Annotated in this window: 8 protein-coding genes and 1 rRNA gene; 5 read left to right on the top strand and 4 right to left on the bottom strand. The window is 68.3% G+C overall.

The window, feature by feature from the left end; genetic code table 11:
• Positions 1 to 38: 38 nt before the first annotated feature.
• The gene (locus HV824_RS23935) at positions 39 to 908 is read left to right on the top strand and encodes an aldo/keto reductase family oxidoreductase (RefSeq protein WP_176424308.1); all 870 of its coding nucleotides are present in this window, start codon (positions 39 to 41) and stop codon (positions 906 to 908) included.
• Positions 909 to 1,033: 125 nt separating this feature from the next.
• Here the strand turns inward: HV824_RS23935 and HV824_RS23940 are convergent, their stop codons facing one another.
• Positions 1,034 to 2,563, bottom strand: coding sequence for an aminotransferase class V-fold PLP-dependent enzyme (locus tag HV824_RS23940; protein WP_176424309.1), 1,530 nt, complete (start codon positions 2,561 to 2,563; stop codon positions 1,034 to 1,036).
• Positions 2,564 to 2,581: 18 nt separating this feature from the next.
• On the bottom strand, positions 2,582 to 4,189 hold the full coding sequence (locus HV824_RS23945) for an FGGY-family carbohydrate kinase (protein WP_176418668.1): 1,608 nt from the start codon (positions 4,187 to 4,189) through the stop codon (positions 2,582 to 2,584).
• Between the two features lie 235 nt (positions 4,190 to 4,424).
• On the opposite strand from HV824_RS23945, the gene HV824_RS23950 reads away from it, so the two are divergent.
• The 3 genes from HV824_RS23950 (at position 4,425) to HV824_RS23960 (ending at position 10,378) form a co-directional block, all read left to right on the top strand.
• Entirely contained in the window at positions 4,425 to 4,988 is a 564-nt protein-coding gene (locus HV824_RS23950; RefSeq protein ID WP_176418669.1) for a bacterioferritin, read from the top strand.
• A 63-nt stretch (positions 4,989 to 5,051) separates the two neighbouring features.
• Positions 5,052 to 6,554: a glycosyltransferase family 39 protein gene (locus tag HV824_RS23955; protein WP_176424310.1), complete on the top strand. Its 1,503-nt coding sequence runs from the start codon at positions 5,052 to 5,054 to the stop codon at positions 6,552 to 6,554.
• A gap of 254 nt (positions 6,555 to 6,808) precedes the next feature.
• Positions 6,809 to 10,378 carry a PepSY domain-containing protein gene (locus tag HV824_RS23960; RefSeq protein WP_176424311.1) on the top strand — a complete coding sequence of 1,190 codons (3,570 nt, stop codon included), beginning with the start codon at positions 6,809 to 6,811 and terminating at the stop codon, positions 10,376 to 10,378.
• A gap of 86 nt (positions 10,379 to 10,464) precedes the next feature.
• On the opposite strand, the gene HV824_RS23965 is transcribed toward HV824_RS23960, so the two are convergent.
• Complete coding sequence (locus HV824_RS23965) at positions 10,465 to 11,664, bottom strand: AI-2E family transporter (protein WP_176418672.1); 1,200 nt, start codon at positions 11,662 to 11,664, stop codon at positions 10,465 to 10,467.
• A 305-nt stretch (positions 11,665 to 11,969) separates the two neighbouring features.
• On the opposite strand from HV824_RS23965, the gene HV824_RS23970 reads away from it, so the two are divergent.
• On the top strand, positions 11,970 to 12,299 hold the full coding sequence (locus HV824_RS23970) for a hypothetical protein (RefSeq protein WP_176418673.1): 330 nt from the start codon (positions 11,970 to 11,972) through the stop codon (positions 12,297 to 12,299).
• 141 nt (positions 12,300 to 12,440) lie between these two features.
• Here HV824_RS23970 and rrf read toward each other — a convergent pair.
• A 5S ribosomal RNA gene (gene rrf / locus HV824_RS23975) occupies positions 12,441 to 12,555 on the bottom strand; the annotation flags it as partial.

The raw sequence follows: 12,555 nt of genomic DNA on the forward strand, positions 1-12,555 counted from the left end.
TGCTGGTGTGGACTGTGACCATCGTTAGATTCAAGCGCATGACCAATACAGACAAGCTCGGCGGTCGGTTCACGTTCCCCGGCACATCGCTCACGGTGCACCGCATGGGCTATGGCGCCATGCAGCTCGCGGGCCCTCACGTCTGGGGACCGCCGCGTGATCCCGAAGCGGCTGCCGCGGTGCTGCGCGAGGCGATCTCCATCGGCATCGACCACTTCGACACGAGCGATGCCTACGGGCCACACGTCACGAACCAGCTCATTCGCGACACGCTGCATCCGTATCCCAAGAATGTCGTGATTGTGTCGAAGGTGGGTGGGCGGCGTGGCGCGGACAAGTCGTGGCTCCCGGCGCTGTCGCCCGCCGAAATCCGCTCGGACATCCAGGACAACCTGCGCCACCTCGGGCTCGACGCGATCGACGTCGTGAACCTGCGCATGATGAGCATGACGCCGACGGAAGGCCCGCTCGACAAAGAGCTCGCCGTCCTCATCGAGCTCAAGCGCGAGGGGCTCGTTCGCCACATCGGCCTCAGCAACGTGACGGCGCGTCAGGTCGAGCAGGCGCAAGCGCTCACCGAGGTCGTGTGCGTGCAGAACCACTACAATCTGGCGCATCGCGGAGACGACGCGCTCATCGACGCGCTGGCGAAGCAGGGCATCGCCTACGTGCCGTTCTTCCCGCTCGGCGGCTTCACGCCGCTCCAGTCCTCGACGCTGTCGGAAGTCGCGAGCGAGCTGGGCGCGACGCCGATGCAGGTCGCGCTCGCGTGGCTGCTGCACCGCGCGCCGAACATCCTGCTCATCCCGGGTACGTCGTCGGTCCCGCACCTGCGCGAGAACGTCGCCGCGGCGACGCTCGTATTGCCGGAAACGAGCATCGCCGCGCTTGACGGAATCGCGCGTTGAAAAGGAGCAACCGTCCGCACAGGGGCCAGACCATGCCGCCGGAGCCCCCCTCTTGCCGCGCACACCTGCCCGCCATCCAGCATCTCATCCTTCCTGGCGGGGACAGCTGTTTGAAGGGGTGACGCTCACACCTTGTAGAGCAGGTCCATGTACTTCTTGAGCAGGTCACTCACCACGCCGCGGAAGGGCACGGAGGCGGCCATGCCGTACACGGGCGCCATCGTCCCCTTCGCGCTGGGGTGGGACTTCACGTAGTCCACGGCGTCGCGCAGGTCGACCAGGAACTGCTCCGCGACGCCGGGCTGCGTGTGGCGCAGCGTGACGCACAGGTGGACGGCGGACGGCTTGTGCAGGCCGTTGAGGTTCCACCCGTGCTCGCTCATCCGCTCCATCACCTGGAAGATGTCCAGGGACTCCGAGCCGAAGGCGATGACGAACAGCGGGTCCCCCAGCACGTGCAGCTCGGGCATATTGCGGATGCCCTGCTTGATGGCCGCCGCTGTCTCCAGGATGTGCCGGGTGGCGTCCAGATAGCCCTGCTCCCCCGTACTCACCAGCGCGGCCCACGCCGAGGCGATGAGCGCCCCTGGCCGGCTGCCGGAGAAGGTGGGCGAGAAATAGATGCCACCAGGCCAGTCCGTCGCCGTGAAGTACTGGTGCGAGCGCAGCTCCGTGCCCCGGTACAACACCACCGACGAGCCCTTGGCCGCGTAGCCGAACTTGTGCGTGTCCACGGACATGGACGTCACGCCCGGCAGCCGGAAGTCGAAGGGCGGCACGTCGTAACCCAGCTTCATGGCGAAGGGCAGCACGAAGCCGCCCAGGCACGCGTCGGTGTGGAAGCCGATGCGCTTCTTGCGCGCGAGCTCGGACAGCGCCTCGATGGGGTCGATGACACCGTGCGGAAAGCCGGGCGCCGAGCCGACAAGGACGATGGTGTTGCGGTTGATGGCCTTGCGCATGGCGGCCACGTCGGCGCGGTAGTCCGGGCCCACCGGCACCCGCACCATCTTGATGCCGAAGTAGTGCGCCGCCTTGTCGAAGGCCGGGTGCGCGCTGGCGGGCGCCACCATCTCCGGCCGGGTGATGCGCTTGGTGTCCCGGGCCCAGTCCCGGTACGTCTTCATCGCCAGCATGATGCTCTCGGTGCCACCGGACGACATGGCCCCGCAGATGCGTGCCTCCTCCGGCTGACCCGCGTTCGCCACGTCCGCGCCGAGCATGCTGGCCGTCATCGCCACCACCTCCGCCTCGAACTTGGTGGCGCTGGGCCACAGGTCGGCGTGCAGCGGGTTGCTCTGTGAATGCAGCGCATAGACGCGGTTGAGGAACGCGATGTGCTCCGCGTCACCGTTGTACACACCGCCGGACACGCGGCCCTCGCGCCAGCGGTACTCCTCCTGCGACTCCAGGGCCTGGAGTTCGCGCAGCACGTCCTCGCGCGCGCGCCCCGTCGGCGGCAGGTGGTCGAACGACTGCATCTTCCCGCGGTAGGGCTTGAGGCCGCTCTCCAGTTCAGACAGCAGCGTGCCCGTCTCCCGGTTGAGCAGGCCCTTCACGCCCGGAACGGCCTTGAGGTAGCGCTCGGCCGCGGACAGCAACCGCGGCGGGACGTGGTTGAGCAGGCTCAGCGCCTTCAGGTCTGGAAGTGCCATGGCGGACTCCTCGGGGGTTCAGGCGCTTCGCGCGCGATTAAGCCGCGCGAAGATGGCCTTGTTGTGTTTGTAGATGTTGACGAACTCGCGGAACAGCTCGTCGTAGAGCGCCGCGTTCTTCGAATCCGGATGAAAGGTGCGGGCGACCGGCACGAGCGAGGGAATCTCCTCCACCGTCAACTGCCCCAGCGCCACCGCGGCCTGGAACGCGGCGCCTCGTGCATTGGCGAGCACGGGCTCGTCCACCTGCTGCACCGAGCGGCCCAGCACGTCCGCGTGAATCTGGCACCACAGCGCGGAGCGGGCCCCTCCGCCGATGATGCGCAGCGAGTCCAGCCGCCGGCCCACGAACTTCTCCACATAGGTGAAGAGCCAGCGCGAATTGTAGGCCACGCCCTCCAACACGGCCCGGACCATGTGCGCCCGCGTCGTCTTCAGGGACTGGTTGAAGAAGCCACCGCGCAGCGACTTGTCGTCCACGGGGCTGCGCTCGCCGTTGAGCCAGGGAAGGAAGATGAGCTGGTCGCTGCCCGCGGGGACGTTGCCCGCCTGCGCCTCCATCACCCGGTAGAGGTCCGGCGCATCACCGTCCGGCCCCGCCTCCGCGTCCCGGCCGTAGAGGATGTTGTCCTTGAGGAAGGTGAGGCAGATGCCGGCGGACTCCTGCTCGTTGGCCAGCAGATAGCGACCGGGCAGCGCGGACGGCAGCGACGCCATCTGATGGAAGAGGTCCGTCTTCTTGTAGGGCACGTGGCAGCACAGCCACGACGAGGTCCCCACGCACAGGTGGGGCTCGAAGTCCCCCACTGCGCCAGAGCCCACGGCGGCGGCGAGGATGTCCGGCGCGCCCGTCACCACCTGTACGTCCTCGCGCAGGCCCAACTCGCTCGCGGCCCGCGCATGGAGGGGCCCCAGCACCGTCGAGGCAGGGACCAGGTCCGGGAGCTTCTCCCGCTCGAGCCCCGCGAGCTTCAGCAGCCGGTCGTCATAGGCGATGCGGCCCAGCGCGCGGTTGTCCGTCACCCAGTGCAGGGTGATGGAGTCATACGAGGCGGCGCAGCGGCCACTCAGCTTCAGGTTGAGCCAGTCCTTCGGCTCCAGGAACTTGTACGTCCGGCGATACACGTCCGGGCGCTCGCGTCGCAGGTAGAGGATGTGGCCCACCGGGTCCTTGCCCGAAAGGCTGGGCACGCCGCCCGACAGGCGAATCCACGTCATCAGGTGGCGAACGTCATAGCCCTCCACGGAGGGGAAGCCGCCCACCGCGCGCTTCACGTCCGGCGCACCGCGCGAGTCCATCCAGATGAGCGCGGGGCACACGGGCGTGCCGGACGCGTCCACCGCGACGGTGCCAGACCACTGTGAGCTGCAGTTGACGCCGATGACGTCCTCCGCGCGCACGGCCCCAGAGGACAGCAGGCGCCGCGTCGCCAGGACGATGGCGCGCCACCATGCCTCTGGCTGCTGCTCGGCGCCCCCATCCGGGAGCAGGGACAGCTCCAGCGGCTCCACGTCGCCGCCCAGAATCCGTCCCCTCAGCGAGACAGCCGCCACCTTGACAGCGGACGTCCCGAGGTCGATGGCCAGGATGGACTGCTCACCTGCGTGGGACACACTTCCCTCCATGCCGGGCATCAAGGCAGACGGAGCGGACGACTGCCGCTTCGGCCGAGTCTAGGAAACGAACGCGCGCAGCCTGCCACCGACGTATGAAAATTCGTCGTTTTTCTGAAAGCCCGGAAGGAGTCCCCGCGCCCTCGCCCGCCCCCGGGGCGTGGTGGCGGACTGTTCCTCCCGTGGGTGGCTTTCTCGCGGCTCGCCCTTCCTACCTTTGCGCGAAGCCCAGAACAGGGGGACCACCATGGCCGAAGTCCAGCAGCCCTTCCTCACGGACATCACCGAGATTCGCCGCCGCGCCCGGGAGCACCTGGAGGAAGGCGCCATCACCGAGGACTACGAGGGCGACGTCAACGCCACCATCAAACTGCTCAACGACGCGCTGGCGACGGAGATCGTGTGCGTGCTGCGCTACACCTACCACTACATCGCCGCGGTCGGCATCCAGAGCGAGTCCGTGAAGGACGAGTTTGGAGAGCACGCCCGAGAGGAGCAGGAGCACGCGCTCCGCATCGCCGAGCGCATCAACCAGCTCGGTGGCAAGGCGGACTTCAACCCCGAAGGCCTGCTGTCCCGCAGCGCCAGCCAGTATGCCGAGGGGCAGAACCTGGTGGACATGATCAAGGAGAACCTCATCGCCGAGCGCATCGCCATCCAGACGTACCAGGAGCTGGTTCGCTACTTCGCCAACCATGACCCGACGACACGCCGGATGATGGAGGACATCCTCGCCAAGGAGGAAGAGCACGCCAACGACATGCATGACCTGCTGGTGGCGCACCAGGGCAAGCCGCCCCTGCGGAGCTGAGCGCCGCCTGGCCGCCGTGCTCGCGCCTGGCTAAGGTGGCGGGCAACGCGTCCGGGGGGTGGCATGCGCAGGTGCTTCACCGCTGTGAGCGAGCTGTGTCGGCGGCACCCGGTGGCCCTGGGCGCCGCCGCGACCTTCAGCCTCAGCCTGCTATTGCGCTGGCTCTACCTGCAGGCGTCGCCCGACCGGACCTGGCCCTTCTCCATCTTCTTCTACGGTGACGCGCGCTTCTTCCACGCCTACGCCGCCGACCTCGCGCGGGGGCACACCGGGCCCGTCACCCTGCCCTACCACCCGCCCCTGTTCCCGTGGCTCCTGGGGCTGCTCTACCGCGTACTGGGCCCACCGCAGGGCAGCGCCTATCCGTACAAGCTCGCGCTGGCGCTGCTGAACGCGGGCACCGTCGCCTTCACGGGGTGGTGGTGGCGCAAGGTGTTGGGCACCGGCTGGAGTATGCTGGGCGCCGCCCTGTTCGCGTGCAGCTTCGGCTGGCTGGTGCTGTCCACCACGTACAGCAATGAAGTGCTCTACGTCCTCTTCCTCTCGGCCACCTGCGCGCTGATGCTCCAGCACCGCGCGGGCCCCTCGTGGACGGGCGCCGTGCTGCTGGGCGCCGTCATGGGCCTGGGCTCGCTCACCCGCGCCGAACACCTGTACCTCTGGCCCTTCCTCCTCGCCTGGGCCTGGCTCTACCGAGGCGCCACGCCCCGACGGACCCTGGCCCTGCGCTGGGGCGCGGCCCTGGTCGTCACCGCCGTCGTGCTGGCCCCCTGGGCAATCCACAACGCGCGCGCGCTGCGCGAGCTCAACGCCCGGACGCCGCATTTGGAGCCGCTGCCCGTGCTGGCCCCCATCACCGTGTACGGCCCCATCAACTTCGCCATGGCGAACCACGCCGCGGCCACGGGAGGCTTCACCCCTGACAGCGTCAACCAGATGGGCCAGGAGGGCTTCCTGGACGTGGCCAACGCCGCCCAGCGACACCTGCTGCTGCACGGCTACGCGGAGGGGCTCGCGTGGATGAGGGATTACCCGGCGGACGCGGCGCGCCTGTGGGTGGCCAAGCTGGACCGCTGGCTGGATGGCTTCCGGCTGGGGTTGGGGGCCTCCAACCTGCCCGCGGGCTTGAGCGGCGACCGGGCCCCTGTGGACGTCTTTGTGCCGGAGCGCGCATGGATGAAGTGGCCGCTCACGCTGCTGCTGCTCGCGGGCGCCGCGCTGTCCTTGCTTCCCGCATGGCGCGGCTTCGCGCTCTTCACCGCGGTGCTGCTGCACCGGGCCCTCATCACCGTCGCCTTCTTCGGCTACACGCGCGGCCTGCTCGCCGTCTTTCCCGCGCTCATCCCACTGCTGCTGCTCCCGCTTATGGTGGTCGCCACTCGCGTCTCCGCACGGAAATGGGCCACGCGGCTGCCCGCCGTCGCCGCCGCCGCGCTGCTCTTCTTCTGGGTGGAGGCCGGCATCCTCGCGCTGGCCGCGCCCCGGCGCTTCATGGCCAGCGGGACCACCGACCGCGCCAGCGGCAAGCTCATCCAGGATGACTGGGTGCGCATCTGGCCAGACTGAAGTCGCCTCGCGCTCTCATGAAAAACTTCAATCCGACGGGATACGGACCCGTCCTGCGCACAGCGCTTCGAACGCCAGACACGCCAACAGTGAACACTGCTAAGGCCCGTTATTCCTTCAAAACCCTCCTCGGGAATAGCGAACGGAATCCCACGTATTCAGATTTATTTTCGCACCCGATATGGGCGTTGACGAGCTCCGTGCAGGAGCCGCCGCGAGGACATGTGCCTCGCGGTTCCGCAGAGGAGAAACGCATGCGCCACACACGGGTGTCAGCAGCATGTCTCGTCCTGCTCCTATCCACCTCCGCCTGGGCATTCAAGCCACCTGACAAGGGACAGAGCGCCGTCGCCGACAAGGCCTTCTTCAAGCCAGAGCTGTACCTGCCCATCCAGAACCTGCCGTTGCAGCAGGCCCGCCAGCGGATGAACTCGCTCGGCGGCGACGCGTGGGATGACTTCTTCAAACGCAATGGACGTGAGTTCAACGTCTACGTCGACCCGCGCACGGGAACACCCACTGCGGTGCAAGGCACCATCCCCCTCATCCCTGGCGACGGCTTCAACAACAAAGTCACCATGGACGAGGTCCGTGAGTCCATCGGCCGCTCCATCGCGGACGTGGACGAGGCCGCCGTCGGTGACCTCATCTTCAAGTTCATCGCGGACAACCAGGCCGCGTTCAACGTCGACCTGATGCAGATGGGCAGCCCCCGGGTGACGCGCATCAACGACGACCTCATCCAGGTCCACATCTCCCAGCAGGTCAACGGCGTCCCCGTGCGCCATGGACGCATCGCGGCCACCATCAGCCACGGCAACCTCATCCTCATCGGCACCGAGGCCTGGGCCAACGTGCGCATCGACACCCGCCCCCGGCTTGCGCCGCAGGATGCGCTGGTGTCCGGCAACGGCTTCGTGGGACTGAACACCAGTCCCCAGATGCTGTGGCAGCAGCCCACGCTGGAGATTGCCCCCGTGGCGCTCCAGGGCGAGTCCTTCAACGGCGCCGTCGGCACCGGCTACGAGCACCGGCTCGTGTACACCTACGGCTTCTCCGAGGCGGGCGGGGACCAGCGCTGGAAGTCGACGGTGGACGCCCACACCGGCGAGGTGCTCGCCGTCGAGGATGACAACCACTACTTCGACGCGCAGATGAAGGGCGGCATCTATCCGTCCACCAACATCGGCACCTGCACCTCCAACGAGACGTGCGGCACCATGCAGCCCGACTCGCCCATGCCATGGGCCAACACCGGGCTGGCGGCGCCCAACAACTTCACGGATGGCGCGGGCATCGTCAACTACAGCTCCGGCACCGTCACCACCACGCTGGCTGGCAAGTACGTTCGCATCAGCGACTCGTGCGGCGCCATCAACGTCAGCTCCACCACGGGCAACCTCAACCTGGGCGGGGTGAACAACAACCACGACTGCACCGTGCCTCCGGGCACGTCGCCGGGCAACACCGCCGCATCCCGCTCCAGCTTCTACGAGCTGAACAAGCTGGCCGAGCAGGCCCGTGGGTGGCTACCCACCAACACTTGGCTCCAGGGCCAGCTGCTCTCCAACGTCAACATCAACAGCACCTGCAACGCCTTCTGGAACGGCTCCTCGGTGAACTTCTACCGGAGCGGCGGCGGCTGCCGGAACACCGGTGAGATTGGCGCCGTGTTCGACCACGAGTGGGGCCACGGCATCGACGACTTCGACGCCAACGGCTCGCTCAGCAACTCGTCGGAGGGCTACGCGGACATCGCGGCCATCTACCGCCTGCAGACGTCCTGTGTGGGCTACGGCTTCTTTCAGACGGTCAACACCGGCTGCGGCCTGACGCCGGACGGCACGGGCTACAACCAGCAAGAGGCGCAGGTCTCCGGCACGTCGTGGTGCAACACCAAGTGCTCCGGCGTGCGTGACGCCGACTGGGCCGCCAGCGTGCCCAACATCCCCGCCACGCCGCAGAACTTCGTGTGCCCCATGTGCAGCTCCGGCTCCGGCCCGTGCAGCCGCCAGGTCCACTGCGCGGCCTCGCCCGTGCGGCAGGCGGCCTGGGACTTCGTCACGCGGGACTTGACGGCGCCGCCGTTCAACTACGACTCCAACACCGCCTTCATCGTGGGCAACAAGACGTTCTACCAGGGTAGCGGCAACGTGGGCACGTGGCACGCCTGCAACTGCTCGGCGGGCACGTCAGACGGCTGTGGCGCCACCAACGGCTACATGCAGTGGCTGGCGGCGGACGACGACGACGGCAACCTGGCCAACGGCACGCCGCACATGTCCGCCATCTACGCGGCGTACAACCGGCACCGCATCGCCTGCTCCACGCCGACGGTGACGAACAGCGGCTGCGCCGCCGGCCCCTCCGCGGCGCCCGCCAACACCACCGCCACCCCGGGTGACGGCCAGGTGAGCCTGAGCTGGGACGCGTCCGCGGGCGCCAGCCAGTACTGGGTGATGAAGACGGAGGGCTTCGCGGGTTGCGACTTCGGCAAGGCGAAGGTCGCCACCGTCACCGGCACCACCTACATGGACGGCGAGGTCGCCAACGGCAGACAGTACTGCTACTCCATCGTCCCAGCGTCCTCCAACGCGTGCTACGGCGCCGCCAGCGCGTGCACCTGCGCCACGCCTGTCTGCGCCGCTCCTGGCACGGCCGTGCTCGCCGCGCCCTCCGGCGGCGCCTCCGGCGTGGAGCTGTCCGCGGTGCTGGACTGGAACGACGTGACGGGCGCCTCCACGTACGAGGTGCAGGTGGCCACCGACGCGGCCTTCACCAACGTGGTGGCCAGCGCCAGCGCCCTGTCGGCCAGCACCTGGACGGTGTCGCCAGCCCTGGCCACCAGCACCCAGTTCTACTGGCGCGTGCGCGCGAGCAACTCGTGCGGCGGCGTGGGCACGTGGTCCGCGGGGTCCACCTTCACCACGCGCGGCTGCGTCGCCCTGGCGGCGCCCACGCTGAGCAGCCCCGCCAACGGCGCCACCGGCGTCGCCACGTCCGCGGCGCTCGACTGGAGCGACGTCCCCAGCGCCGCCACCTACCAGGTGCAGGTGGCCACCGACGCGGCCTTCACCAACGTGGTGGCCAGCGCCAACGCGCTGACTTCCAGCGCGTGGACGGTGACGCCGGCGCTGAGCAGCAGCACCCCGTACTACTGGCGCGCGCGCGCGGCCGACTCCTGCGGCACCAGCGCCTACAGCGCCGTGAGCAGCTTCACGACCACCAACATCTGCACGCCGGTGCCCGCCACCTACAACGCCACGCTGCGGGCGCCGTCCTGCGGCAACGTGTGCGGATGCGACACCGGGCCGACGCTCGTCGCCGGCCGCGGCACCATGCCCAGCGGCACCGAACCCAACCAGCCCAACACCATCAACGCCTCCTGCGCGGACGGAAACTCCGGCACCTACCGCAGCGATGAGAGCGTTGAACGGGTGAGCATCCGCACGGTGGACCATGGCGCCTTCACCGTCGGCAAGCAGGTGACGGCCGAGGTGACGGTGTGGTGCTGGGGGAGCTCGGACCGCTTCGACCTGTACTACACCACCAACGCCTCGGCGCCTTCGTGGACGGCGCTGACCACGAACATGACCTGCACGAGCGGCTCACGGACGTTCACTCACACGTTCAACCTGGGCTCCACCCCGGGCACCCACGCCATCCGCGCGCAGTTCCGGTATGGCGGCACCGTGAGCGCGTGCACCTCCGGCAGCTACAATGACCGCGACGACCTCGTCTTCGGCGTGGCGGCCGCGGTGGCCTCCTCGGCGCCGGAGAAGTCGCGCAGCGTGCAGGGGCGCTCGACGCAGGCGGCCCGTTGATGAACGCCCCTCGTCACCCGGCGTGACGGCGAAATGAACGCGAAGGGCCTCCGGCGCCATGTCCGGAGGCCCTTCTGCTCTCGCGCTCAGTGCGCCGGGGGCTCTGGGCTCGGCGGCGCCGGGGGCTCTGGGCTCGGCGGCGCCGTCGGACGAGGTCCCGCCATGGGGCCCGCGAAGAGCAACCCTTCCTCCACCGCGCCTCGACCCGGCTCCCGCTTCGTGGCCTCCATCCGATGGCCGCGCTGCCACGCCTCCTGGCGAAGCCCCAGCACCTCATGCACCAGCACCTGCGCCGCGGCGGCCAGCGGTACCGCCAGGACCACGCCCGTCAGCCCCGCCAGTGCGCCACCACAGAGCACCACGATGGAGATGAGCAGCGGGTTCATCTTGATCGCCCGCCGCTGAATCATGGGGCTCAGCACGTTTGCCTCAATCTGCTGGTACACAATGAAGACGGCCACCGCGATGAGCGCGTTCTTGAGGCCCACGGTGGCCAGGGTGATGAGGCCCACCAGCACCGCGCTGATGATGCTTCCCAGGTAGGGGATGACGCCCATCAGCATCACCATCAATCCCAGCGGCAGGAAGTACGGCACGCCCTGGATGAGCGCCATGGTGCCGGCGACCGTGCCGCCAATGGTCATCACCAGCAGGGTCCCCGCCAGGTAGTTGGCGACGGCCTTGCGCATCCGGGACACGAGCAGCCGCACGCGAGGCTGGCGGCGCGGCGACACCCACTGAAGGGCGCTCTCGTAGAGGTCTTCACCGAACAGCAGACTGAACACCGTGAGGACCACCACGGTGATGCCACCCGCCACCAGGCCCAGCGTCGACGACAGAACGTTGATGATGCGGCCCGCGACGTCCGTCGGCTCGAAGCGGATGAGGTCCTCCGCCTGGACCTGTACGCCATAACGCGCGCCCAGTTCCTCCACCCAGTGCGACTGCGCGAGCCGTTCAATCGTGGCGGGCATCGACTGGGCCAGGCCCTGAAGCTGGTGGATGAGCATGGGCACCAACGAGCCCACCAGGATGCCCATCATCCCCAACAGCGCCAGCGCCACGATGGCCACACCTGCGCCGCGAGGAAGCCCCCACTGCGTCAGCCGGCGCACCAGGGGGCTCAGTGCGATGGAGAGCAGCAGCACGACCGCCAGGAGCGTGAGCACGGGGTACAGCGCCCGGAGCACGGACCAGAACAAGATGAGCAGCAGGACCTGCGTTCCGACGACCCAGACCGTCCGCGGCGGCACATAGACGGGGAGCTGCCGACGAGATGCCTTCATGCCTCACAAGGTAGGATGTGGCTGCACGGACGGCAGGCCGCCCGGAGCCCTCCGCCGCGTTGTCAGACCTGCGCTCTTGGAAGTTCAGGCAGTTGGCGTAGCGCACACCCAGCAAGCAAGCAGACGTGCGCTCTCTGTCACGCCTGAAGTGCGAGCGAGCCGTGAGCCCCGAGACAGGCAACGCATGCCATGGGGGCGAGCGGGCCCCACCCTCGAGTGCGAGCTGAAGGGGGGCGCAACCTGCACGCGCCATGTCCGATAATCCCCAGACCCACCCGAGGACCGGGAGTGTGGAGGGTGACGCGATGTGGATTGAAGCCATCGTCATGCCCCGGCAGAGCGCCGCGCCGTACCGGCCCTTGCCGCGCAAGAAGCGTGGAGCCGAAGCCATCCCGGCATCGGCCCCGAACCGCCGGACCACCTACCAGACCGCGCTCGACGAGGGACGCCGCTTCTGGGATGCCGTGCTCTCGTTCCTGAAAGCCCACCACCTGATGGACGCGGTCCGGTGGATCAGCGAACCGGGGACGACGCCCCTCGTCACGCTCCACTGCACCCGCATTGTCCTGGAGCAGCTCCGGCAAGCGCCCGAGTTCGACGCGGGCCTGTCCATGAACCTCGAAGTCCCCGTGTGACGGTGGCCGCGCGAGCTCAAGGAACGGGGACGAAGCGGTAGAGCGCGCGCTCGATCTCAAACGTGACGCGCGAAACCCAAGCGGCCCAAAAACAGAAAACCCCTGGTGTCCACGAGGGACACCGGGGGCTTCTCAAAAAGAATCCGGCAGCGACCTACTCTCCCGCGCGGTTTCCCGCGAAGTACCATCGGCTCTGGAGGGCTTAACTTCCGTGTTCGGGATGGGAACGGGTGGAACCCCTCCGACATAGCCACCG

Origin of the sequence: Myxococcus sp. AM009 (genome assembly GCF_013372605.1) — a bacterium.
Taxonomy (GTDB): Bacteria; Myxococcota; Myxococcia; order Myxococcales; family Myxococcaceae; genus Myxococcus; species Myxococcus vastator.